The organism is Psychroserpens luteus, assembly GCF_015319355.1.
GTDB classification, from domain to species: domain Bacteria; phylum Bacteroidota; class Bacteroidia; order Flavobacteriales; family Flavobacteriaceae; genus Psychroserpens; species Psychroserpens luteus.
In genome coordinates, this window is record NZ_JADILU010000007.1 from 159081 (window position 1) to 185336 (window position 26256).

The following is a 26256-nucleotide window of genomic DNA, read 5'->3' on the forward strand; positions in this document are numbered from 1 at the left end:
TTATTATGGAAACAGCACAAAACACTCATTTTATTGATAAGGTTGTAGAAGCTCTAAAAAAAACATCTATTGAATTAGAGGAATTTCAAGTAACTGCAGCATTGGGAAAAGCAGAAGCGCAAGATAAGTATGAGGAAATTAAAAAGAAATTTAACTTATTTATTCACGATAACAAAACCAAAATTAAATCAGGGAAAGAAAAAGTTGATGCTATTCATACTAAATTTGACGAACTCCGAGTGCAACTATCTTTAGGTAAAGCAGAAACATTAGAAAAATTCAATGCACAAAAAAAACAGTTGCTAAAAACAATGCATGAGCTTGAAGTAGAAATCAAAACAAACGAAACATTCAAACGCACGTATGCTTTAGTCTTGATTGAAATAGAACAGTTTAGAATTAGCCTAGAAATTTTAGAAGAAAAATTTAACGAAGGTAAAACAGATACGAAATCATCTTTTGAAAAAGGCAAACAAGAGTTTAAAGAGTTTATTAATGAGTTGAAATCAAAGTATTCAAAAAAGGAAAAAACCAAATTAGAGCATTTTCAAAGTGAAATCTCTGAAGCATTTACGCATTTTAAACAAGCGTTTGTTAATAAACCTTGATTTAAAAAAGGATACATAATCAAAAAGCATCTCTAGTAAGAGATGCTTTTTTGCTAACAGTTTTTATAAAATCTATTTTAATTATCATAATCTCCTTTTTTAATATTCGCTAGCAAACCAAAAATAAGAATACCAGCTAATATTAAACCAATGATACCAAAAACAGAAGTATTTCCCCATAAGGGTTTTACATCATTAATAATAAATAATGATGAACCTATAACTAGTGCAACAGCAATGAAAGCACTAACCAATTGTTTTGCAATTCGTTGCAGCGTATGCACCATTGGATCAATGCCCTTATGTGTTAAATCTACTTTTACTTGTCCACTATTTATTTTACGGATAGCATTTTTTAAGTCACCTGGAAAATCTTCCATATAATTACTTAACTCATAAATAGAATTGAGTACTTTTTCTCCCATTTTTAAAGGATTATAATTTCTGGACACGCTTTTAAATAAATATGGGCGAACCATTTCAAACTGCTGTAAATCTGGATTGAGTTTTCCTATAACACCTTCAATAGTCACCAATGATCTAGCAAAAAGATAAAAATAAGTTGGCACTTTTAAACCATGAGCTACTATTATATCTTTTAGTTCAAGTAATATGGTGCTCATTTCGTTTTTATGAATCGTTCTTACGTAGTTCTTTTCCACAAATTCATTAATGTCAAATTCTAAATCTCTCATGTTAGGTATCGCAGAGTTACTTGATAATTTCTGCAATACTTTAATAATTTTATGAACGTCCTTTTTTATAATAGAAATAAATAATTGACCAAAAATCTCAATATCTCTTGGCAGAATACTACCCATCATTCCAAAATCTAAATAACAAATAGCTCCATTTGGCATCACTAATAAATTACCTGGATGAGGATCTGCATGAAAGAAACCATAATCAAAAATTTGCTTAAAATAAGTAGTAGCTAATCTGTTACCAACATCTTTCACATCAAAACCAGCTTTCTCTAACTCCTCAATATTATTTATTTTTATACCAGACATAAATTCTAATGCAAGTATTTTTTCTGTTGTAAAATCCTGATAGACTTTGGGTGAGCTAGCAAATTGATCTTTACCAGTATCATTATTTATGTTATTGTAAAACCGCTGTACATTTATAGACTCGTTAATAAAGTCAAGTTCCTTTAAAATTGATTCTTCAAAGTTTTTAACCAAACCAATAGGATCAAAGCTTTTTAAAGAAGGAATTCGTTTTTCTAATATAGCAGCGATGCTATACATCACTTTTATATCTTCAAAAATAATTTCGCGAATATTTGGTCGTTGAATTTTTAAAACAATTCGCTCTCCACTATGCAGTGTTACCTTATGCACTTGTGCCATTGAAGCAGATGCAAAAGGTTTAGGATCAAACCAGGCAAATAAATTTTCTACTTTATCTTTTAGTTCTAATTCGACAATGTCTTTAGCTTGTTCTTCTGGTATTGGCGGAACGTTATTTTGTAATTTCTCTAACTCAAAAACCAAATCAAACGGAATCAAATCAGGACGATTACTCATTATTTGACCAAACTTTACAAATGTTGGCCCAAGCTCCTCGCAAACCAATCGCATTTTCACCCACTTTGTATGTTGTAAAGCACGCTTTTTTGAAGACTTAGGAATGAATTTTTGAAAAAACTGAAATCGCTTTTCTCTCTTCATGTAAAAAACCAAGTCATCAAAACCATATTTGATCAAAACTTTTAAAATTTGATTATATCTGACAACCGAATTGTAACTATAACTAATTTGACCAAAAATTCCCATATTATTTTTTTAGTTCTAAATGATTTAAACGTGCTTCTAATAACGCAATTTCCTTATCAGCCTTTGTAACTTTTTCATTAAGAGCTCTAATTTCATCCATATGAGCAATATTCATTTTCTTGTAAATCTTAACAACTTGCTCTTCAATTATTTCCTCAAGTTCTTCTTTTACTTGATTTGCTTTAAGAACAATCTTATCAATAAATTCCATTTCATTTCCATTATCATCTAATTGAGATTCTGAAGCGACTTTGTTAATTCCATCCTTACTCTTATCTGACAACTCATTAATTTTATCCATAAGCTGTGCCTCTTTGGCAAAATGATATATACCCGATGATAATGTGAGTAACTCTAACATGGTTCTAGTTTTCATATGCTAATTATTTAGTTTAATACTGAACTAAATATATTGCTTAAAAAGATGCTTAAAAATGATATTAATCATAAGTTTTTAATAGTCTTTAAATTACTTTAGCTTAAGTATTAACAACTATAAAATCAACTTATGAAATCTACACCTATATCTTCAATAATGACAAAAAATGTCGTTTGTGTTTCTCCTGAACAAAAAATCATTGATGTTAAACACATCTATGAAAAGGAAAATTTTCATCATCATATTCTTGTTACTAAAAATGATAAATTAATGGGCATTGTTAGCTTAATTGACTTTATGTATAGAATAAAAGGTGCTGGACTTGACGATAATAACTCGATTTACAACGACCTTTTGGTAAAAGACATTATGACTACTAATCCTTTTTCATTAAGTCCTAGTGCAACTATTCAGAAAGTTGCTTTAGAATTGTCTAAAGGGAAATTTCGTGCAATCCCAATAGTAGAAGATGAAAAAGTTGTTGGCATAGTCTCTACAGAAGATTTAATAAAATATTTCCTTGAGAAGCAATAAAAATTTTTGTTTTTTAAGAGAAAACTCAAGCCATAATAATCATTAATAATCAATCTATTTTTAATATTAGAGCACATTAAACTATGAAAAAAAATAATGATTTGACTAATAATTAAAATTGATCAAAAAATTATACTTTAATATATTTACAATTAATGTTTTGCTTAACCAAATCTATAATTGGCTTAATACTGGATTTATCCATATAATCAAATCCTTTCAATTCTTCTTTTCGGGCAACAGGATCTGGGTTTTTCAATCCAGCAATTATTAGCATTATCCTATCAAACCAAGTGAGTTCTTTTGGAATTTGTCTTCCATGAAGCGCGACATGTTTTATTTTTGAGATCAACTTCTTAGGTATACTATTAGCAAACCAATCATCAAGCTTTGGTCCAGGTCCAGCTCCAGAAACAGTAAAAAAGATTATTGGCTTATTCTCAATACTTGCCAAATTGGCTTTCATCCATTTCCGGTTATAAAGCTTGTAATAAATTATGGGACATCCCAGGACCAAAAAATCATATTCAAACGGATTAACCTTTTTGTCTTTTGTGTCAAATACAGGTAAACCCGTAGCCTCACCTATCCAATTTGCATATTGAGCTGTACTTCCATATTTACTTGAGAAAAAGATTGCTCCTTTCATAATAGCTCATTTTTAATAATTGAAATGATACTTAAAGGAAAACAATTTTAGAATAGTTTAAAATGATATTAATTATACATATATACTACAAAGTGTTTTAACGAAAAAAACACTAGAGAATTTAGCTTTTTAAATTTGCGCTTTTATTTTGTGTTATTCTGTCAATTACTTCGTCCATATTTATTTACAATAGCTAGTTGCCCTGCATGATAAGTGGTATGTGAAATGATTCTCCCAAAGGCTTCCGTTTTGGTTTTTGCACCAAATTCTTTAGTTACAATATTCGTTTCCCAATCTTTATCCTCTTGTTGTTCAACAATAGATTGTAATACATTAAAAGAATGGTTTACATACTCCAATAATTCACTAAGGTTAGTCCACTCTCCTGTATCTTTTTGAGCAATAACTGTTTTCGCAATGACTTTTGTTTCGCTTGCACCAAACACATTTTTAGCAAAGAGCAATTCTACATCTCCAATATGACGTATTAGAAAACCGATGCTGTTTGGCGAAGGCAATAATTTCTTTTTTAAATCTTCTTCTGAAAGATTAGATAACTGATTTGAAAAACGGGTTCTAGATTCTATCCAGAGTTCTAGTAATAATTGTGTTTTTGTTTTCATAATCAAGTTTAATTAAAAAACTAAAGGATTTGAATCGTATTTTTTTAAAACTGAAAGCAATTCTACTAACTCGATTTCTATAGAGTAAGTTCCTGTATAAGATGGACACATGACACAATCATCAAAATAAAACTCTACATAGGTATCATTAAGCACGAAGTTATTTTTACTTTCAAAAAAATCATCTGGAGATAATTCCCAACAATCATAATACATCTCTCCTTTGCCAATTTGTTCATTTATTTTCTCATTGATTATCACTACCAACTCTTCTTCAGATCCTTCGTTAAAAAAGTCCTCATAAGTCATAAAAACACCTCTATTCAAATCAAAATTGAAACCATCAAAAGAATAACTTGGATGCATCGCTCCAGAATAAAAATTTTCTTTATAAAAAAGCACACTTACAAGTTGATCGTTTACATTATAAATTTTATAATCAATAAACCGTTCTTCCCTAAATTTTGAAGCTTCTATACTATCGCATAACGATTTGTTTTCCAATATATCTGACTCCGTTTTAGTCACATTGACATAATACTCGTTAATAAACTCATTAAAGTTTCTGTTTGTAGGTTTAAGAGTCTCATTAAGTAGCGGGTAATTAAAATTTATAGTATAATCTTTCTTCTCCACAAGATATCTTTTATCGATAATCAAGTTTTGTAAATCTTTCCGTTCATCTACTTTTTCTATCAATTTTTGTTGTTTTAATTCAATAGTAATGGTTTTGTCCAAATCCTGAACATGTGTATCCTCTATTTGTACAGTATCATTTAAAACAGGTTCAATTTGTTTAGTTTCTTCAATTTCAATAATACTGTCTTGACGCTTATCATTCTTACAGTTTGTAAACAATAGGATTAATAGTATTATGCTTAAATATTTCATATGTTCTATTTTGAAATTAATTACGCCTCATTTTACCTGTAATTTCCTCTATCTTAATTTGAAAAACAATTGGTAAGTCATCTTTATAGATTTTACTTGAGAATTCACTAATAAAATCTAGTTTACGGTGTTCTTTATTAATAATTAAATCTTTTACACCTAAAGAAAATATATGAAGCTGTGCTTTTGCATCGCTTCCTGAAAGTTCTACAAACGTACCTTGAGCTAAAACAGATTCCCAAGAATTCACAGAATCAATACCTGAGACGCTAAGAGACACATTGTTATTTTTACGCATGGCATTTATTTTATGGCCTTCGGCAGAATAACCTATAATCACATCATTAGCTTTATCAAAAAAATAAGTGATTGGAGCTATAAATGGTCTATTTTGGTAGATATAAGATAAGTTACCAATGTAATTGGTTTCTAGAAGCCTTGAGCTTTCATTTTGTTTTAGTGTTCTGATCATTGTTTTAGCGTTGAATGTTTCAAGCTAAATTATTCAAAATATAATTATTAAACCATGATTTTGGTCAGTTATCCTTAGTTCTTAATTCTATAAGTGTAATTTCTGGTCGCATACCTATTCTTGCAGGAAACCCCAACCATCCTAATCCTCTGTTTACATAAAGATATTGTTGTTTATGTTTATATAAACCTGCCCAATGCTTAAACTTATATTTTATTGGACTCCATTGTAAATTTTTATATTGAAAAGCAGCTTGCATACCATGTGTATGACCTGCAAGTGTTAGGACGATATCTGTTTTATCCATAACCTCCTCTGCCCAATGTAAAGGATCATGAGATAATAAAATTTTAAAATCAATTGCTTTTACGTTTGCCATAGCTTTTTGTAAATCACCATATTGTTTTAAAGGTGGTTCTCCCCAATTTTCAATACCTATAAAAGCGATATGCTCATTACTTTCTGAAATTATTTTAGATTCATTCAATAAAAGCTTAAAACCTATATCACTATAAAACTGTTTAATAGCATCAAAATTTTCTTGTTTTGCTTCTACTGAATCCCATTGACTATAATCACCATAATCATGGTTTCCTAAAATTGCAAATTTTTCTTTTTTGGCGATAAGTTTATTAAAAACAGACTTCCAACCTCGTAATTCCCACGCATAGTTATTTACCAAATCACCTGTAATAACTATATAATCTGGTTTTAAATGGTTGATTTTTTCAATGGCATGTTCTAATTTGTCATAACCATAATTGAAACTACCCAAATGTAAATCGGATAATTGAACAATCTTCAAACCATCAAAGGCTTTGGGCAAAATTTTGGATGTAATGTAATGATGATGTACTTTAAATCTATACACAGACTTAAAGATACCGTATACAATTATAAAAAATGGAAGAAATCCTGAAAGTAATCCAATAATAGGAACCACAAAAAGCGATTGACTTTCTGAGAAAAGATAATTTGTAAAATAGAGAATAGAGATCACTATGACAAAAACAAGTTTGGGCACAAAAGATGAAATGGCGAGCCCATAAAACCTTGAAATTAATAATTGTTTTCTAGTAGGATTAATAGTATCCAATGTTATTTTTAATACAATAATTGAAGTAATTAAACCTACAGTAAAGACCCAAAACAGAACATGAATACTTGTTTTTAATAAAGAGGAACTTATATGTTGCGTTATAGATTGAAGCCAATAAAAGGCTATAGTATCTATTAGTAAAATTGCTAGACACAAGAGAATAATCGTAAACAGAGAAAATGACTTCATAGATTCTTTTTTAGTCGTCTTTGATCTCTATAAGCCCAATAAATACCTTTTACATCTGAAGCCCAGTTATCATACATAAAAATGAGAGTGATTTCTTCAAAGGTCTCTAATAATCCAATACCAATCATTATGTAGAATAGAGAATATTCAGGAGAGAAGAATAGTGACCATAAAATAAAAACACTTTGCACAATAGCAGATAATTTTGCCAAATACGTATGGAAGGCTGTGGCTTTACCATATTTTGAATAGGCAATAATCATTTGAATGATATATGGTACAAACACAACACCAATTAAAACAATATTGGTTTTTATAAAATCTATTTCAAAATAATATAAACCTATAAGCCCAACAATCAAAGTTATTTGATCTCCAAAAGAATCCAACTGTGAACCTCTTGGACTTGTTATTTTAAGCTTACGTGCTAAAAAACCATCAATTGCATCTGTTGAATAACTTATTAAAAGAAGCCATGTGAAAATTAGTCGTTGATCATACCAAATAAGCGCTAATAAAAAAGGCGCAGCTATTATTCTATAAAACGAAAACCAATCTGCAATATTGAAGTTTTTATATGAGAACATCTAAATTTCTGTTTTAGTAAAAATAGGACTAGTAAGTTCTATCCAAAATGAGAAATGTCAGTTTGTTATGAATAAACTATAAATTGAAAATCATATTAAGTACTAATTTTAATTAATCCATTTTGAAACGAAGTAATCTTAATGCATTTAGCACAACCACAATAGTAGACCCTTCATGAAAAGCGACAGCCAAGCCAATATTTGTTAGTCCTAAAATAGTAATTGGAACTAACAATGCAACAACACCTAGACTTACAAAAATATTCTGTTTAATGATACGCTTAGATTCTCGACTCAAACCAATAACAAAAGGTAAGTTTTCAATTTTATCAGACATTAAAGCCACATCAGCTGTTTCTAAAGCCACATCGCTTCCTGCTGCTCCCATAGCAACACTTACAGTACTTAATGCCATAGCTGGTGCATCATTTACACCATCTCCTACCATTGCTATTTTTTTATCTCTTTTAATTAATTCTTTTATTGCTTCAACTTTATCTTCTGGTAATAAATTTCCTTTAGCTTCTGTAAGACCAATTTGCTTGGCAATAGCATCACCAACGTTTTGATGATCACCAGTAAGCATCACCATATTTTTGATTCCTATTTCTTTAAGTCGTTTTAATGTACTGGCTGCAGTTTTTCTAGGCACATCCATCACACTTACAAGCCCAATCATTTCATTTTTAAAAGCGACCAACATTACAGTATGTCCATTTTCTAAAAGCCCATCCATTTTAGAACTAATAACTGGGTCAACTTTTATAGATGAATCTTCCATCAATTTTACATTTCCGATGAAAACAGTATTATCATTATAAGTTGCTTGAATTCCCTTGCCTTGGATAGCATTAACGTTTGAAGCTTTATTTTGAGGCTCCATACTATACTTTACCTTCAAATCATTTGCTATGGCTTTAGCAAGTGGATGGTTGCTTAAACTCTCAACCTCTAAAACTAATTGAGCCAAGGCATTCTCATCAAAATCATGTAACGGAATAAGATTTGTGAGTTTTGGTTTCCCTTCTGTTAATGTACCCGTTTTATCAAAAGCTATGGTCGTAATTTCACCTAAATCCTCCAAAGCTCTTCCGCCTTTAATAAGAACTCCTTTTTGTGCTGCTCTTGCAATACCGCTCAATACCGCACTTGGAGTAGAAATTGCTAATGCGCAAGGACTCGCTGCTACTAAAACCGTTATTGCTCTATACAGGCTCTCACTAAAAGTTTCATCAATAACTAAATATGCAAAACACAATAAGAACACCACAATAATAACTATTGGAACATACCATTTCTCAAACTTTTTTGTGAGTCGCTGTGTAGGTGATTTTTGAGTTTCAACTTCACTTACCATTTTAACTAATCTAGAAACTGTAGAATCTTTTGTCAGTTTGAGAACTAAAACCTCAAAACTGGCATCTCCATTGATGGTTCCTGAGAACACCACATATTTTTTATCAATGTCTACAAAAGTGGGCAAATTACTATAATCTTCAATAAACGTTTTATCTACTGGAATACTTTCTCCTGTAATTGGTGCTTGATTGATAGAACTGCTTCCACTAATTATTACACCATCTGCAGCGATTTTGGTATTTGGCTTAACGACAATAATATCGTTTAATTTTAAATCCTCTATTGGAACTTCTTCTAATTTTCCGTCTTTTTTGACGAGTGCAGTTTTTGGAGATAAATTGCCTAATGCTTCAATTGATTTTTTGGCTTTACCCATGGCATAATGCTCAAGAGCATGCCCTAAACTAAAAAGGAATAATAACAAAGCACCTTCCACCCAACTACCAATATATGCAGCACCTACAGCTGCAGCTATCATCAAAAAATCGATATCAAAACCTCCCTTTATAATTTTTTGAGAAGCTTCAATAGTAATAAAATAGCCTCCAAAAAAATAGGATACAATATAACTTGATAAGGAAACCCAATGCGGTAAATCTGTTAATTTTTCAATTAAAAAACCTACAATTAGAAAGACACCACACAGAATAGCAAAATAGAGTTCTGTTTTCTTTCCAAAAATCTGGTTATCGTGATTATGATTGTGTTCTTCTTTATGTTCTTTCATTAAAGCATTGGTTTCTGTCAAATTTAAAAATAATCAAACATATACTTACATAAAAATAAGATTATCAATTAACAAGAAGAACAAGAACCTCCTTCTTTTTTAACACCCAACTTTACCAAAATAGTTTCTAACAAACACCATTTTGTGAATGCTGATTGAATTAAATTTACACCAATAAAAACCGTAAACCACATCCAGTGTGGACTTACGTAAACGGAAAGCACAACACTCAATAACACCATTGTACCAACTATAACTCTAAAATATGTATTTAACATTTTAATTCTTTTTTAAGTTTATTATATAGTCCTACAAGATTTTTTAAAACCTTGTAGGACCTTACTTTTTAAATATATTTTTCAATAGGAATCACAACAGCTTTCAATGGATTGTTAGTTTCTAAATTTGCATTGAATTCTTTAATTAAGTTGAATAATGCATCAATGTTTTCATCCTCTGTAAAAGAGAAAAACATACTCGATTCGTTTCCTCCTTTTTCTACAGAAAACCAATTAGAAGCCATTAAAAGAGAAGATCCATTTTTGTATCCATCAATATCTGAACTACTAAAGTTTTCAATATTTGCTTTTTTGAAAAGTTTCAAAACATCTTTTTGATACTGTTCTACTGCTGTAACTATGACTAGCTTCATCTTTTTAATATTTAAACGTCATTCTGAACTTGTTTCAGAATCTCATTATTTATAATTCTTCTTCTCTATCATGTAATACACTAATGGCACAACCAATAAAGTCAATACAGTAGACACAATAGTTCCTCCCATTAACGATATTGCTAACCCTTGAAAAATTGGATCAAACAGAATAACAAATGCCCCAATAACAACTGTTCCTGCTGTTAATAAAATTGGCGTTGTTCTAACTGCTCCAGCTTCTATTGCTGCTTGTTTAAGTGGCACACCTTCTGCAATTCTTATGTTTATAAAATCTATTAATAATACAGAATTACGCACCATGATTCCTGCTAAAGCAATCATTCCAATAAATGACGTTGCAGTAAAAAATGCTCCCATAATCCAGTGGCCTAAAATAATCCCGATTAAGGATAATGGTATAGCAACCATCATTACAATTGGTGCTTTAAAGTTTTGAAACCATCCTACAATTAAGATGTAAATCAAGATAATAGCACCTAAAAAGGCAATTCCTAAATCTCTGAATACTTCTAAAGTAATTTGCCATTCGCCATCCCATTTTACGGTATAATTATCTTCAAAATCTGGCTGACCTAAATACATTTCGTTTAACTCGTAGCCTTTTGGTAACGGAATTTCTTTCAACTTCTCCTCCATTCCCAAAATAGCATACGCAGGACTTTCTAATTCTCCAGCCATATCTGCCATCACATAAACCACACGTTTTTGGTTTTTACGATAAATGCTTTTTGCAGCTGTAGTTTCAGTAATAGTTACCAAATCTGCTATAGGAATCATGTTACCTTGTTTCGATTTTACTTTCAATTGCGAAATATCTGTAATGGTAGATTTTTCTTTTTCATCTAAGGCCAAAACTAATCCTACTTGGTTTACAGCATCTTCATCATATAAATTTGTGATGGCTCTATTTGACAACGCCATATTCATGGTATAGGCAATTTGCTGTGGAGCAACACCATACAACATTGCTTTTTCTTTGTTGATATCGAATTGATATTCGGTTTGATCATCTTCAACCATCCAATCAATATCAACCACATCAGCTGTATTCTTCAGGATATTTTGAACGCTGTTTGCTACTTTTATTTGCTCATCATAATCTGGTCCATAAACCTCAGCAACAATAGTTGATAACACTGGTGGTCCTGGTGGAACTTCCACTAACTTCACATTCGCATTATACTTGGCTGCAATTTTTTGAATATCAGGGCGCATTAATTTAGCAATGTCATGACTTTGAGCAGTACGTTCACCTTTATCAATTAAATTCACTTGAATATCTGCCATATTACTACCACCTCGTAAATCGTAATGACGCACTAAACCGTTAAAAGTTATTGGTGCAGAAGTTCCAACATAGTTTTGGTAATTGACTACTTCTGGTCGTGTAGATAAATACTGTGAAATCTCTTGAGCTACAACTCCTGTTCTTTCAAGCGTTGTACCTTCTGGCATATCAATAACTACTTGAAATTCATTTTTGTTATCAAAAGGTAACATTTTTACTGCAACCGAATTGGTAAAAAACAACATCATAGTTCCCATTAAGACTAGAAAAGTCAATCCTAAAAACAACCAACGTTTGCTTTTGCTTTCTAATAAAGGGCGCTCAAACTTATTATAAACTCTATAAATTAGTGTGTCTTCAATAGCCTTTTCAGGCTTCTCTTCTGCTCCTTTTTTATCTTTTTCTCTTAAGAAGATATATCCTAAATATGGTGTAATCGTTAAGGCCACAAATAATGATAAAATCATAGCAATAGAGGCTCCAATTGGCATTGGCGCCATATATGGACCCATTAATCCAGAAACAAAAGCCATAGGTAAAACCGAAGCAATTACTGTAAACGTTGCTAAAATCGTTGGATTACCAACTTCATTAATCGCATATAAAGCAGCCTGTTTAAAAGGCAAGCGTTTCATCTTAAAATGTCGATGCATATTCTCGGCAATAATAATCGAGTCATCCACCACAATTCCTGTTACAAATACCAATGCGAATAAGGTGATTCTATTTAACGTGTAATCCATCATATAGTAACTCAACAACGTTAAAGCAAACGTAATTGGAACCGATAAAAACACCACCAATCCACCTCTCCAGCCCATGGCCAACATCACAACAATCGTTACTGCAAAAATAGAACCTATAAGGTGCCACAATAATTCTGATACTTTATGCGATGCAGTTTCTCCATAGTTTCTGGTCACTTCCACATGCACATCATCAGGAATTAAAGTACTTCGTAAATGATCAACTTTATCTATAATAATTTCTGAAAGTTTCATCGCATCTGCACCTTTTCGCTTGGCTACAGAAATGGTTACAGCAGGATATTCCGATTTATAGTCTGAAGATTTCACACTACCTTTTCCAAAACCTAAACTCACGTAATTTTGTGGTACTTCTGGTCCATCAATAATTTTAGCAACTTGCTTTAAATAAATAGGTTGATTTTGTTGCACACCAACTACTAAATTTTCAATATCTGTAACCGTTTCTAAAAACTTCCCAGTATTTACCAAAAACTCGTTGTCATTCTTATCAAAACTTCCTGAACTTAACTGACTATTATTCGCCTTTATCATTTCAGAAACCGACAAGAAATCTAATCCGCTAGCTGCCAATTTATCTTTATCTAAAACCACACGTAATTGACGATTTCTACCACCAATTTTGTGAGTCGTTGACACGTCATTCACCTTTTTAATTTCAGCTTCCAACTCAAGCGCCATTTGGCTCAATTGGTAGTCGTCATAATTTTCACTCCATAAGGTTAAACCTAGCATTGGCACATCATCAATCGCTCTAGTTTTCACTAACGGAAACGTTACACCAGCAGGCATTTGATCCATATGCTTGTTAATTTCGTTGTATAATTTCACGAAACTACGTTCTATATCTTCGCCAACATAAAATTGCACAATGACCATTCCTTGCTCTTTCATCGACGTTGAATACACGTATTCCACACCTTTGATATTCGAAATTAATTGCTCTAATGGTTTAATCACTCGAGATTCTACTTCCGTAGGACTTGCTCCAGGATATCCAACAAAAATGTCTGCCATTGGCACATCAATTTGCGGTTCTTCTTCACGAGGAATTAAAAACGAACTATACACTCCAACGACCATAAACACAATCATTAACAACACTGTTAACTTCGATTGCATAAAGACTTTGGCTATTTTACCTGCGATTCCTTCTTTCATTATTTTATATTTTTCGGGCGTTTTAACAGGCTATACATTGCAATCTTTTTTTGCCATATATGGCAGCAAAAAAAGGATTTCCATTGCTATCCTTAACGCGACTTATTAATTATTGAATTGAAATTTTTACACCATTGTAAAGCTTTCCTTCAGCAGAAACAATATAAGTTTCATCTGCATTTAAACCAGATAACACTTCTACTTGGTTTCCAAAGGTTCTCCCTATACGCAACCATCTTAACATAGCTGTATTGCTTTGACTTGGTGTATAAACTCCAGATAATTGTCCGTTGGTAACTATAGCTTCCGTAGGAATTAAAACCATTGCAGATTTTGCTTTTCTTTCTACAGGAAATTGTACTGACGTAAACATGCCAGACAGGATCTTAGCATCTGTTTTGTCTAAAGCTATTTTTACTAAATATTGTCCTCCTGTATTTTTAGCAGATGTACTTACTTCAGTTACTTTTCCTTTAATAGTTTGGTTAATAGATTTCACCAAAACATCTACACTAGTTTCTTTTTTAATATCTGAAATTTCAGTTTCAGGCACCATTGCCATCACTTCAAAATTTCCAGGAGTCTCCATACTGATTAAAGTCATTCCAGGATTAGCCATATTACCAGCTTCTACATTTTTGCTAGTAATTGTACCATTAAAAGGTGCAGTAATATTACTATATGCAAATTGAGCGTTCACTTCGTTTTTCATTTGGTTTGCAGACTCTAGACGCGCTTTTGCCATTTCAAAATTTGCAGTCATATCATCCATTTCTTTTTGGGACGCACTGTTATCTGCAAACAAATTTCTAAAACGGTCGTAATCTTTTTGCGCATTATTAAAAGCAGCTGTTGCTTCAGTAATTCCTGCATTTACTTGTGCTCGTTTTGCTTGTAAATCGGTATTATTAATAGATACTAATAATTGTCCTTTAGTTACTTTATCGCCTACATTGACATGTACTTTATTGATGTAACCCATCATTCTAGTACTTAAATCTGCACTATTGGTTGCTTGAATTTTTCCGCTTACACTTAAAAACGGACTGTTACCATTCGCTTCTACCTGACTTACTTTCACGCTAATAGCTGGTGAATTATCTGCAATTGGCTTTTTGTCTTCACTACCACAACTAGCTAATAATAAAGCTATAGAAAAAGTAAGGGTTGTATATATTTTTTTCATATTAAAAATTATTATTTAGTTAAAAATTGTAAGTATGCTTGTGCGTAATTGTATTCAAAAACGGTTTGATAATATTCAAGCTGCTTTCGTGCATATTGAGTTTCAGCAATTAAAAGATCTGATGTTTTCTCAAGTCCTTCTCCAAATCTATTAGTTCTAATTCTTAAAGATTCTTTAGATTGTTCTAATGCTAATACTGTTAACTTAAGTCTATTTTCAGCATCTAAAAGCATCCGCTTTGCTTTATTGAATTCTAACTGACTTTGAGAGACGTATTGTTCATATTGTAGCTTAGATTTATTATATTCAGCTTTACTTTTTTGAGCTTTTCCAAAACGTTTAGACCCTTGAAATAAATCCCACTTTAATTGCGCACCAAACAGATAACCATTGGCATCACCTTGAAAAATTTGATCGTCATACAACTCATAACTTCCAAAAGCATTTAAGGTTGGCAGAAACGCCATTTTATCTGCTTTATACATAGTTTGATATGCATTAGATGCTAATTCCATTGCTTTGATATCTGCTCTGTTTTCTGATACTTTTTTATCATCTAAACTTAAAATTGCTATCTCTAAACTATCAGTAGGTTGATACACTACATCTACTTTTTCATTCATTAAAAAAGACATATAGTTTGAAGCGTTTTGCACATTACTTTTTGCAGATTGCAATTGATTTTTGACTTCGGTAACACGAACCTCAACAGATAATACATCTGCACGTTGTAAATACCCTTGCTTAAAACTGTTATCAGCTAATTTCTTATTAGCTAAAGCAGCTTCTAATGCTTTTTCAAGTACATCAACTGCTTTATGAGACAACTGTAATTGCATGTAGGCTTTATCAACTTCAAATGCTAAATAATCTGAAGTACGCTCAGTTTGCAAAGCCATAGCATTCATCTTTGTTTTGGCTGCCTTACGTTGATACATACCATCTATATTTATAAGTGGCTGTTGTATTTCAAACTTAGTAGCATAATTCTCTATTTGAGAAGGATTGTTTAACATTGCTGGATTAAAATCACTAGCTGTTAAAATCTCCTGATTTAATTTAGAACCAAAAGCCATCAATGGATTCGTGGTTGCTATTGCTGTATGAGATGCTGAAATATTTGGCAAAAAAACTGCGTTAGTTTGTCTATAATCTGCTCTCGCTTGATTAAATTCTTCTTCGGAAATTTTAATACTCGTATTATTCTCTGAAACTTTAGTTTGGACTTCTGCTTTTGTAATTGGAACTAATTCTTGCCCTTGCAAAAACATAGTGCCAATACATAAATTAAGCATTAATAAGTATATTGTTTTTTTCATTCTATATAATTTTCTGATACAAAAGTACGCTAGTAAATAACCGAAGTCAGTAACAAAGGTTACTTAAGAATTAAGTAACATATTGACATATTATAGTTCTATAAAACTAAGCCTATATCATCTTAATTACACTGATATTCATCATGTTTAGCAACATAAGATTCTTAAAAAATAAAAGGCATTCTTATAAAAAACGCCTTTTAACTAACCAACCAAAATACTGACAACCACATCAGTTTACTTTTCTAGTGACTCCATGTCCTCCAGCTACAACTAACATTATTTTATACTTAAATAAATTTGAAGAACTGGATGATAGGATTCATCTATTATTAATTTATAATACAAATGTACATTAGATAAACACCAAAGTCAGTAACATAAGTTACCAAGCAAAAGTGACTAAAAAACAAAGTATTGTTATAAATATAGTGTTATCACTTACTTTTGTATGCTATATGGATTCATTAACACAAATAGTATTAGGAGCAGCTATTGGAGAAGTTGTTTTAGGTAAAAAAGTTGGCAATAAAGCGATGCTTTATGGAGCTATTGCTGGCACTATACCAGATCTAGATGTATTTGCTTCTTATTTTACAGATACAGTTACAGCGCTTTCAATACATCGAGGGTTTACTCATTCTATTGTATTTTCTATACTATTTGCTCCTATTTTTGGCTGGATAGTATCGCGTTACGAGACTTTTAAAAATTTTAAAAGCTGGTCTTGGTTATTCTTTTGGGCATTTGTGACGCATCCAATTTTAGATGCACATACAACTTGGGGAACACAATTATTTTGGCCTTTTGATTTACGATTGGCATTCAAGACCATATTTGTTATTGATCCTATTTACACCTTACCTTTTTTAGTCTTTTTAATTCTTACCATAAGGCAAAAACGTACATCTAAAAAACGTAATTTTTACAATAAGATGGGATTACTAGTGAGTTCCTCTTATTTAGTACTTACCTTTCTTTTGAAATGGATTGCGTTTAATCAATTTGAATCTGCTTTAGAAACTCAAAACATAGCGTATTTACAATTAGACACAAGACCTTCACCTTTAAATACAATACTTTGGAGTGCTAATGTAGAAACCAAAGATGCATATCTACTTGGTAATTATTCGTTTTTTGATTCACAGCCAATTACATTTGAAACCTATCCTAAAAATCATGAACTCTTAGGTGATCTTGTTATAAATGAAAAAGTACAACGTATGATTAAAATTTCCGAAGGTTGGTACACAATCACTAAAAAAAATGAAAGCCTTTATTTTAATGATTTACGATTTGGACTTTTAAGTTTAACACCAAAAGCTCAAAATTTTGTTTTTCAATTTAAAATAGATGTAGATAACTCAGGCAAGGTTGAATTTATAGAAGCTCCTAAGGACACACGTGATGGCAAAAAATTGCTTTCGGAATTATGGATTCGCTTAAAAGGAAATTAAACAAAAAATCTTGACAAATTAAAACCAAACCCCATGAATATTACAGCAACATATACAGATCTCTATCAACTCACCATGGCTCAAGTCTATTTTAATACTAAACCCAATGGACGAGCGGTATTCGATTATTATTTTCGTCACAATCCTTTTAATAGTGGCTACTCCATTTTTGCTGGATTAGAAGATGTATTGGATATTCTTGAAACACTCGAGTTCTCCTCTTCTGATATTGCATATTTACAACAACATGGATTTGAAAATGATTTTTTAGAATATTTAAAGAATTTTCGTTTTAAAGGAACTATTTTTTCTAGCAAGGAAGGCGATGTTGTTTTTCCAAACCGTCCCATCTTACAGGTCGAAGCTAATATTATAGAAGCACAAATCATTGAAACACTTTTACTAAACATTCTAAATTTCCAGACGTTAATCGCTACAAAAGCTAGCAGAATACGACGAAGTGCGAAAGATGAAATCTTATTAGATATGGGCTTACGTCGCGCACATGCAACTGGTGGATATTACGCTTCAAGAGCAGCAGCAATTGGTGGATTTGACAGTACGAGCAACGTGAAAGCAGCCGAAGATTATAACATTCCGTGTTCTGGTACAATGGCACATTCCTTTATACAAAGTTATGAGGATGAATTACAAGCATTTCGTGATTTCGCAAGAATACGACCTAAAAATTGCGTGCTTTTGATAGATACTTATAATTCTCTAAAAAGTGGATTACCAAATGCTATTACAGTTGCCAAAGAAATGGAACAAAGAGGAGAACAATTGTTAGGAGTTCGTTTAGACAGTGGTGATTTAGCATATTTATCTAAAAAAACTCGAACCATATTGAACGATTCCAATTTGGGTTACGTTAAAATTGTAGCTTCGAACCAATTGGATGAATATGTAATAAAAAGTCTGAAGGAACAAGGAGCGCCAATTGATATTTTTGGTGTTGGTACAAATCTGGTGACCGGAAAACCAGATGCTGCATTGGATGGCGTCTATAAATTATCGGAATTTAATGGAGATCCCAGAATCAAGCTTTCTGAAAATATTAGTAAAGTATCGCTCCCTTATAAGAAACAAGTCTACAGAATGTTGGATAACAATGGTATGTTTTATGGTGCAGATGCAATAGCGATGTTTACAGAAGGTAAAGTAACTAAAATAGAGCATTCTTTTGATGCTACAAAAAGTTTAGATCTTAACACTTATAAGCATGAACCCTTACTTGAAAAGGTAATGAAAGATGGTGAAAGAGTTTTAGCACCAAGAACTGTTGCCGAAATTTCAAAATATTCGAAGTCTCGTTTAGAGCAACTTCCATATGAATACAAACGTTTTCAAAATCCGCATATTTACAAAATTGGTCTTAGTATACAACTCAAACAAGAACGCGATAAATTAGTTCAAAAACATAAATTCTAGATTGAATATTTAATACGTTAAAGGTTGCTGTATATATCACTATTTGATAGCATCTTAAAACAAAAAAAACATGAAAACACTTCTGATAATTGATGTACAGAACGACTTTATGCCAGGTGGCGCACTTCCCGTTCCAGATGGAGACAAAATAGTCCCAGTCATCAATTCGATGCAACATAAATTTGATTTGGTGGTCGCTACACAAGATTGGCATTCCAAAGATCATGCAAGTTTTGCTTCAAATCATAAAGGCGCATCTATTTTTGATGAAATAGAAATTCACGGTAAGCCACAAACATTATGGCCAGACCACTGTGTACAAGGAACTAAAGGAGCTGAATTACATCCCAATCTCGAAACACTAAAATTTGAAGCTATTTTTAGAAAAGGAACAGATAAAGAAATAGACTCTTATAGTGCTTTTTACGATAATAGCCATTTAAAGTCTACAGGACTCACTGGTTATTTAAAAGAGAAAGGAACCTCTCAACTTTTCATATGTGGCTTAGCATCTGATATTTGTGTTTATTATTCCATTTATGATGCCTTTAAAGAAGGTTTTGCCTGTTTTTTTATTGAAGATGCCTCTAAACCATTAAATACTGAAGAATTTAAGGAGATTAAGAAGAAAATGATTAATCTGGGAATCCAGATGACTTCATCAAAATCTATTTAATCCCATTTTTTAGTGGAATATATTTTATCCAAAATAAGATATGCTATTAAACAAGAAAAGCACTCCTGTGAAAGGAGTACTTTTCTTTTACCAACCAATAATCACTGACAACCACATCAGTTTACTTTTCGCGTGCCTCCATGTCCTCCAGCTACAACTAACATTATTTTTATACTTAAATAAATGAATTTGAAAAACTGAATGACAGGATTCATCATTTTAAATCTTTGATATTTTGATATTCTTTGTGTCATTTTGTTGTTTTTAAAAGTTTTAAACTTCTATACTTTTTTTACTGTTTTCTTATGACTGTAACTGAAGACTTATTTTACTCAGGAATCAACCACCAAAAAGGTTTCATTTTTGCTTTATAAATAAAGGCGTAATGCAAAGCCAATTTTAACCAATGACCTGCTAAACCTATTTCTCCGAAGGTTTTCCCTAATTGTCTCCCTTGTGTGTTTGGATATTTTTCGTAATCTGGAACAATTGGGTAGGTCGTAATACTTACACCACTCCCTTTTGTCATACCAAAACCAGCAGAAGCAATACAAGCTGCTCCCATGTTTCCCATAGAACCTTTATGATGTAAGGATTCTTTTCCGTTTTTAATAGTATCAATAATATTGTCTGCTACCAATTTTGCAGTAATACCAGAAGGCATTCCCGTTCTTGGTGGTGCAGGTGAAATATCTGTACCATTTTTATTTTTTCTTGGTTTTGAGATTGCATGTGGTGGTGCAAAGGCAATTCCTGGAGCAAAAATGTTTTTATAACTTGGATTTTGATAGGTTTCTGGCCAATCTTTAACCGACCATTCTTCGTAAGGTTTTGGCGTGTAATCTGCATCAACAATCATGAATCCTTTGAAGAGTTTTTCTGTGATGTCATTTTCGTTTTTATCATAGGCTTTAAAACCATGTCCAGAAAACGAAGGAATTAGCATTCCAAAATCATAGGCTTCTGTTTTATATTCACCTTCAAGGTTTTCATAATGTGCTACGCCATCTTCAATTTTGTTAACACCTGCACCCAGGATCCATTTTATATCTCTGTCTTCAAAAATCATTTCAACCATCTCGCTTGATTTCATAGTCATACTACCATAACTCAATAGCATACCATCCATCCCAAAATCGCCTAATTTGTGCTCATTTGCTATCCAAGTGACTTCTGCCATATCGCGTACATTATGACGACGCAATTCTTGTTCAACATTTAATATGTATTCAAAAGCAGCTCCTTGGCACGTCGATTTTGCATGTCCAGTACCAATTAAAATTTTAGCTTTTTTACCTGCTTTCATTTGTTGGATGACTTCATTTAAGCCTTCCCATGCATGATCTGCATGTGTATAGGTACAAACAGAATAGGTTTTATTTTTTCCTGGAATTAAACCTTCAGTTGCTTCAAAATTTAGTTTTGGTCCTGTTGCATTAATCAAATAATCGTATGTTATTTTTTCTTGCTGCCCTTTATTATTCCCTACTACATATTCAGCTAAAACATATGGTTTTTCTTCACTTTTATCTCCTTCAGGATGAAACGAAATCGCTTTAGCTTGTTTATAACCAATACCTTTCTTTTTATATAAAGGTGCTAATGGGAATAATATTTCCGAAGATTTCATTCTACCAATTCCTACCCAAATATTTGATGGAATCCATTGGTAATTACTGTTTGGTGACACGACAACAACTTCGTGTTTTCTTGGAAGTTTTCTACGTAAATGTGCTGCTGCAACATGACCAGAAATTCCTGCTCCTAAAATGACTATTTTAGACATATTATATGATTTTAATTAAAGGTAAGTTCAATAAAAAATATACACAGCAACTTATGTTACACAACGTTTTCTTTTTAAAAAATTGATTAAATAAAACTGATAACTAAATCAATATTTTATTATTTTCCTTTCAATAAGATTTGCATTATTTTTAAATACTAACATGTATTCTCCAGAAGCCATTTTTGTTAAATCCAAAGAAATTGTTTTCAATCCAATAGATTTATCAATACTAACTGATTTCACTTTCTTACCTAAAAGGTCAAAAATTTCTAATGAGTTTTTTTCAGTATTGGGAATAAAAATTTCAATTAAAAAAACACCTTGAGAAGGGTTTGGAAACACTTTCAAATTATAGATATTATTTGGACTAAGTTCAACTTCATTTACACTTAAAGTCGATTTATTTATAAATACTTTAAACGCTAAATTACTTGCGCTACTTTGTGTACCATTATTAATAAAAAAAATATTTTCTTGGGTGCTTTCAATACCTCCAAAAATATAACCAACTTGTGTTACACCTTCTTGTAAATTATTGATGTCTACTATTTCATTAGTTAAATAATTTGAATTATTATTTAATGGAATAAACTCTGCTCCGGAACCTAAAAATGTTGGCATTTCTATATCCAGACTACTTTCTACCATTGATCCATCACTATACCTTGAAACTTTACTTATAGTTTTCACAAATGGAATGTTATCATCTTGAATTAAATTATCATTTGCATCTAATTTATATTGACTTATTCCGCCAAAAAATATGGTATGCATTACATTATTTGAAGTATCATAAATTGGCGTTTTAGCACTGTGATATTGACTTAAATATTGATTAAAAGTATTGTTTACAGCGTATCCAGAAGCTGTAACATCTACTGTATTTAACCATGGCAAATTTGCTGTATGTTGAAAAACTCCACTAAACATAGTAAAACCAGGCGTTCCATCAGGAAAAATTTGAGGCGCCATATTATAGTCTCTTCTATGTAAATTATTAGAATCGTTTTGAGCAGAATAATTTACTATTGACAGATTTGCACCATCATCATTAATTTCAAAAGTTCTTATTTCATCTGTATAATTTTGAATAAACCCAGGTCCATTATTTGGTCCCATTGGGTTATACCTACCTTCAAAATATTGTCCTCCACACAAATAAAACACATCATTTAAAAACCCTAAATGTCCTCCAGTAACTGCAAGATTTGTACTTGATATTTGTCTAAAAAAAGAAATAATACTTGTATTATTTATAACTGCATTGGCTAATCCATCTATATCTACAGCAGTTAATTTATCATAAGTGATATGATCGTTTTCCGAAGTACTAAAGCCATAACCACCAATTATGTATAACATATTTCCTCTTTGATAAAATTCTTGATTTGTAGATTGTAATTGTTCAAATAAAGATGCTTGCAATACATTAATGGAAGTACTCCATGTTTGGTTTGCTACAGGATCTATAACATAAACACTTTTGTTGTTGTCATTTTCTTGAAAGGCAGCAAATGGTTGTCTTTGGTGCAATCCATCAATTCTTCCTCCTAAAACTACCCATTTGCCATCTGTAGTTTTTCCCCAAGAAAAAGAATGGATGTTTGGTGCATTTGTAATGATTAAAGGTTCTATTTGAACTGTAAATTGATCTTGAGATAATACCCTATTTGATATTAATAGTGTTAAGAAAATTGAGAATAATAATTTAATTTTCATAATTATTGAATTTTATTACTTAATCAAAAGTCCGAAAATATAATATCAATTTATGCAACTTATGTTACACAAAAAAAGCAGCTAATTAGCTGCTTTTTTATTCATTTTATTATGTAAATATTTTATAAACAAGAGTCCTAAAACACCTCCTAAAACGGAGACTAAACAATTGGTTATAAATAATCCAATGTGGAATGTTTCATTTTGCATTATTGACCAAGGATCAAAACCTAGCCTTCCAAAAGATTTAATTAAAAATATGCTTCCAAAAACACCAGCAATAGTGTTTCCTAAAAAACCAAATGAGTGTTTTTTAAAAATAAAACCTATACTGTTAGTTGAAATTATTCCTAGAACAATACTGATTAATGATATTAATGTTCCTGTCATAATCGTATTTTTACACTAATGTCCATAATCCATATTATCAATTTTTCCTCCCATGAGTCTTTTTTGAATAATCATGTAAACAAAAAGAAGAATGAAACCAATAATTCCCCAAGTTAATGCTACAGATAAACCATATTCTGAAGCAGCTGTATTATAAATAGTTAAATGCTCATGAGTATCATTAACTGAAGGTAATATTACTGGAAATAAAGATGCCAATGATGATGTAATTCCTCCAACTATTAGTAAAGTTGATAATACAAAAGCATGGCTATTTTTTTTGATTTTTTTAATAAAGAACAAACCAATTAATCCTGTAAAATAAACAATAGGAAATACAATTAGATAAGGTTTATCAATGAAATTATCTAAAGAATTAGGGTTTACTATTTGCCATACAAATAAAGAAAAAATCGTAAGAATTGTTAATGCAATATTTAGTTTAAAAATGACACCTTTAAGCTTGCTATTTATTGATGAATTGGTTTTTAAAATCACCCAATTAGCACCATGAATTGACAAAGTCACAACAGATATTAATCCAATAATAATTGTAAACCAATCTATAACACCAGGTGTTTCACTCAATGGACTAAAACTACTATCCCATAAGGGTAAGAAAAAATAATGACCTTCATGAGCAGAAACTCCATTTTCAACACTACCTAAATTTACGCCTCTAACGATGTTACCTAAAGCAATACCAAAAAACAAGGCTAATAAGAAACTGGAAACACCAAACGATGTATCCCAAATATCTTTCCACATTTGATATTTGAATTGACCTCTAAATTCTAACCCAATAGCTCTAAAAACAATTAACCACAAAACGATAATTAATGGTAAATAAAAGCCACTAAAAACAGAGGCGTAAAACGTTGGAAAAGCCATAAAAAGCATTCCTCCAGCAGCCACTAACCAAACTTCGTTGGAATCCCAAAACAGTCCTGCTGATTTTGCAATAACTTCTTTATCTTTCTCTTTTTTAGCAAAGAATAAATGAATGATTCCTGTGCCAAAATCATAGCCATCTAAAACAAAAAACACAGCTAAAACAACAGCTATTATTACGTACCAAAATATTTCCATAATTTAATGTATTTGAGGTTTTGGACCTTGATTAATAGTTTTACCAACTAAGACTAAAAACAACAAACCTAGTAGCATATACAAAGCAACAAAACCTAGTAAAGTAAATAAGGTATTACCAGATGAAACTGTAGGCGAAATACCATCGCTCGTTCTTAATAATCCATAAACCAAATACGGTTGTCTTCCTAATTCTGCAGTGTACCAACCCGTAAGGTTTGCTATATAAGGAAATGGGACTAAAAACATAATAGTCCAAAGCAATGGTTTTATGTTATACAATTTTTTTCGCCATAAAAAGAAAAGTGCTAAAGCCATGACACCTATAAATATGGTCCCTAAACCAACCATTATATGATAGGAATAATAGAGTGCAGGAATATTATCTGGTAATTCATCTTCTTCGAACTGATCCATTCCAGTAATTTGTTTATCCCATTCTTGATACGTCAAGAAACTTAATATATTAGGTACTGCAATTTTATTATCTAGCTTTTTTTCAACCATATTGGGTTGTCCAATCAATACAATTTCGGCTCCTGCGTCTTCTGTTTCAAAAATACCTTCCATAGCTGCAAAAGCTGCTGGTTGATATTTTGCAACATTTTTTGCATTCCAATCTCCTGTTGGAAAAGCTACTAAAACACTAGAAATCAAACCAAAAATAACACCTGTTTTTAAAAACAGTTTTCCGTAATCAGTTTGCTTATTCCTTAACACATAAAAAGCACCTATACTTGCTACCACAAAAGAAGAGGTTACAACTGATGCTAATTGATTGTGCAAAAATGCTGGTAAAAGCCATGGATTAGTAAAAATAGCTGAGAAGTTTTCTAATACAAATTTACCATTATCTAAAATTTCATAGCCTACAGGATGTTGCATCCAAGCATTGGTAGCTAAAATAAACCAACCACTTGCCCAAGAACCCAAAAACACTAGAAAACCTGTTAAGAAATGTAATTTTTGTCCCATTAATTTTTCTCCAAAAATGAATAATGCTAAAAATGAGGATTCCAAAAAGAAAGAAAACATACCTTCCATGGCTAAAGTTTGACCTATAATTCCACCTGTTAGCTCAGAAAATTTTGCCCAATTGGTACCAAATTGAAATTCCATTGGAATCCCTGTTACCACTCCCATTGTAAAATTAATAGCAAAAATTTTCATAAAAAATTTTGCAGCATTATTATATTTTTCAATATTATTTCTTAAATATCTCCACTTAAAATAGACGATCAATAATGATAATCCCATTGTTAATTGCGGAAATATGTAGTGAAATGTGATAGTGAATGCGAACTGCAACCTATCATAAAAGAGCATGTCTTCCATATTCTGGTTTTTAGATTATAAAAATACGACACAGATAACAAACACTGTGTAACTTTTATTACAAAAAAGCCTCAA

The 26256-nt window shown here is 31.5% G+C and carries 24 protein-coding genes; 5 read left to right on the forward strand and 19 right to left on the reverse strand.

Annotation, left to right across the window (positions count from 1 at the left end):
- Positions 1–5 precede the first annotated feature (5 nt).
- Entirely contained in the window at positions 6–608 is a 603-nt protein-coding gene (locus tag IM744_RS16665; RefSeq protein ID WP_194509305.1) for a hypothetical protein, read from the forward strand.
- Positions 609–685: 77 nt separating this feature from the next.
- On the opposite strand, the gene IM744_RS16670 is transcribed toward IM744_RS16665, so the two are convergent.
- Positions 686–2284: an ABC1 kinase family protein gene (locus IM744_RS16670; RefSeq protein WP_194509306.1), complete on the reverse strand. Its 1599-nt coding sequence runs from the start codon at positions 2282–2284 to the stop codon at positions 686–688.
- A 106-nt stretch (positions 2285–2390) separates the two neighbouring features.
- Positions 2391–2765 carry a hypothetical protein gene (locus IM744_RS16675; RefSeq protein ID WP_194509307.1) on the reverse strand — a complete coding sequence of 125 codons (375 nt, stop codon included), beginning with the start codon at positions 2763–2765 and terminating at the stop codon, positions 2391–2393.
- A gap of 132 nt (positions 2766–2897) precedes the next feature.
- Here IM744_RS16675 and IM744_RS16680 point away from each other — a divergent pair, with 132 nt between their 5' ends.
- Positions 2898–3302, forward strand: coding sequence for a CBS domain-containing protein (locus tag IM744_RS16680; protein WP_194509308.1), 405 nt, complete (start codon positions 2898–2900; stop codon positions 3300–3302).
- 130 nt (positions 3303–3432) lie between these two features.
- Here IM744_RS16680 and IM744_RS16685 read toward each other — a convergent pair whose 3' ends face one another.
- The 12 genes from IM744_RS16685 to IM744_RS16740 form a co-directional block, all read right to left on the reverse strand.
- The gene (locus tag IM744_RS16685; protein ID WP_194509309.1) at positions 3433–3951 is read right to left on the reverse strand and encodes a flavodoxin domain-containing protein; all 519 of its coding nucleotides are present in this window, start codon (positions 3949–3951) and stop codon (positions 3433–3435) included.
- Positions 3952–4112: 161 nt separating this feature from the next.
- On the reverse strand, positions 4113–4574 hold the full coding sequence (locus IM744_RS16690) for a DinB family protein (RefSeq protein WP_194509310.1): 462 nt from the start codon (positions 4572–4574) through the stop codon (positions 4113–4115).
- Positions 4575–4586: 12 nt separating this feature from the next.
- Positions 4587–5465, reverse strand: a complete 879-nt coding sequence (locus IM744_RS16695) for an RsiV family protein (protein WP_194509311.1) — start codon at positions 5463–5465, stop codon at positions 4587–4589.
- Positions 5466–5481: 16 nt separating this feature from the next.
- The gene (locus IM744_RS16700; RefSeq protein WP_194509312.1) at positions 5482–5937 is read right to left on the reverse strand and encodes a pyridoxamine 5'-phosphate oxidase family protein; all 456 of its coding nucleotides are present in this window, start codon (positions 5935–5937) and stop codon (positions 5482–5484) included.
- A gap of 64 nt (positions 5938–6001) precedes the next feature.
- Entirely contained in the window at positions 6002–7225 is a 1224-nt protein-coding gene (locus tag IM744_RS16705; protein WP_194509313.1) for a metallophosphoesterase, read from the reverse strand.
- Complete coding sequence (locus IM744_RS16710; RefSeq protein ID WP_194509314.1) at positions 7222–7812, reverse strand: CDP-alcohol phosphatidyltransferase family protein; 591 nt, start codon at positions 7810–7812, stop codon at positions 7222–7224. Before IM744_RS16710 ends, IM744_RS16705 begins: the two co-directional genes overlap by 4 nt.
- Positions 7813–7924: 112 nt before the next feature.
- A complete protein-coding gene (locus tag IM744_RS16715; protein ID WP_194509315.1) occupies positions 7925–9898 on the reverse strand; it encodes a heavy metal translocating P-type ATPase in 1974 nt (657 codons plus the stop codon).
- Positions 9899–9966: 68 nt separating this feature from the next.
- Positions 9967–10176, reverse strand: a complete 210-nt coding sequence (locus IM744_RS16720) for a YgaP family membrane protein (protein ID WP_194509316.1) — start codon at positions 10174–10176, stop codon at positions 9967–9969.
- Between the two features lie 68 nt (positions 10177–10244).
- On the reverse strand, positions 10245–10550 hold the full coding sequence (locus tag IM744_RS16725) for a hypothetical protein (protein ID WP_194509317.1): 306 nt from the start codon (positions 10548–10550) through the stop codon (positions 10245–10247).
- 45 nt (positions 10551–10595) lie between these two features.
- On the reverse strand, positions 10596–13790 hold the full coding sequence (locus IM744_RS16730; RefSeq protein ID WP_194509318.1) for an efflux RND transporter permease subunit: 3195 nt from the start codon (positions 13788–13790) through the stop codon (positions 10596–10598).
- 109 nt (positions 13791–13899) lie between these two features.
- Complete coding sequence (locus IM744_RS16735; RefSeq protein WP_194509319.1) at positions 13900–14976, reverse strand: efflux RND transporter periplasmic adaptor subunit; 1077 nt, start codon at positions 14974–14976, stop codon at positions 13900–13902.
- 11 nt (positions 14977–14987) lie between these two features.
- Entirely contained in the window at positions 14988–16295 is a 1308-nt protein-coding gene (locus tag IM744_RS16740; RefSeq protein ID WP_194509320.1) for a TolC family protein, read from the reverse strand.
- Between the two features lie 458 nt (positions 16296–16753).
- On the opposite strand from IM744_RS16740, the gene IM744_RS16745 reads away from it, so the two are divergent.
- The 3 genes from IM744_RS16745 (at position 16754) to pncA (ending at position 19859) form a co-directional block, all read left to right on the forward strand.
- The gene (locus IM744_RS16745; RefSeq protein ID WP_194509321.1) at positions 16754–17752 is read left to right on the forward strand and encodes a metal-dependent hydrolase; all 999 of its coding nucleotides are present in this window, start codon (positions 16754–16756) and stop codon (positions 17750–17752) included.
- Positions 17753–17785: 33 nt separating this feature from the next.
- Positions 17786–19183, forward strand: coding sequence for a nicotinate phosphoribosyltransferase (locus tag IM744_RS16750; RefSeq protein WP_194509322.1), 1398 nt, complete (start codon positions 17786–17788; stop codon positions 19181–19183).
- 70 nt (positions 19184–19253) lie between these two features.
- Positions 19254–19859 carry a bifunctional nicotinamidase/pyrazinamidase gene (gene pncA, locus IM744_RS16755; RefSeq protein WP_194509323.1) on the forward strand — a complete coding sequence of 202 codons (606 nt, stop codon included), beginning with the start codon at positions 19254–19256 and terminating at the stop codon, positions 19857–19859.
- Between the two features lie 328 nt (positions 19860–20187).
- On the opposite strand, the gene IM744_RS16760 is transcribed toward pncA, so the two are convergent.
- From IM744_RS16760 to IM744_RS16780, 5 genes are all read right to left on the reverse strand, one after another.
- On the reverse strand, positions 20188–21645 hold the full coding sequence (locus tag IM744_RS16760) for an NAD(P)/FAD-dependent oxidoreductase (protein ID WP_194509324.1): 1458 nt from the start codon (positions 21643–21645) through the stop codon (positions 20188–20190).
- Between the two features lie 108 nt (positions 21646–21753).
- Positions 21754–23367 carry a T9SS type A sorting domain-containing protein gene (locus IM744_RS16765; RefSeq protein ID WP_194509325.1) on the reverse strand — a complete coding sequence of 538 codons (1614 nt, stop codon included), beginning with the start codon at positions 23365–23367 and terminating at the stop codon, positions 21754–21756.
- 81 nt (positions 23368–23448) lie between these two features.
- Positions 23449–23757 carry a hypothetical protein gene (locus tag IM744_RS16770; RefSeq protein ID WP_194509326.1) on the reverse strand — a complete coding sequence of 103 codons (309 nt, stop codon included), beginning with the start codon at positions 23755–23757 and terminating at the stop codon, positions 23449–23451.
- A 15-nt stretch (positions 23758–23772) separates the two neighbouring features.
- Positions 23773–24846, reverse strand: a complete 1074-nt coding sequence (gene cydB, locus IM744_RS16775) for a cytochrome d ubiquinol oxidase subunit II (protein ID WP_194509327.1) — start codon at positions 24844–24846, stop codon at positions 23773–23775.
- A 3-nt stretch (positions 24847–24849) separates the two neighbouring features.
- Positions 24850–26181, reverse strand: a complete 1332-nt coding sequence (locus IM744_RS16780; RefSeq protein ID WP_194509328.1) for a cytochrome ubiquinol oxidase subunit I — start codon at positions 26179–26181, stop codon at positions 24850–24852.
- Positions 26182–26256 lie beyond the last annotated feature (75 nt).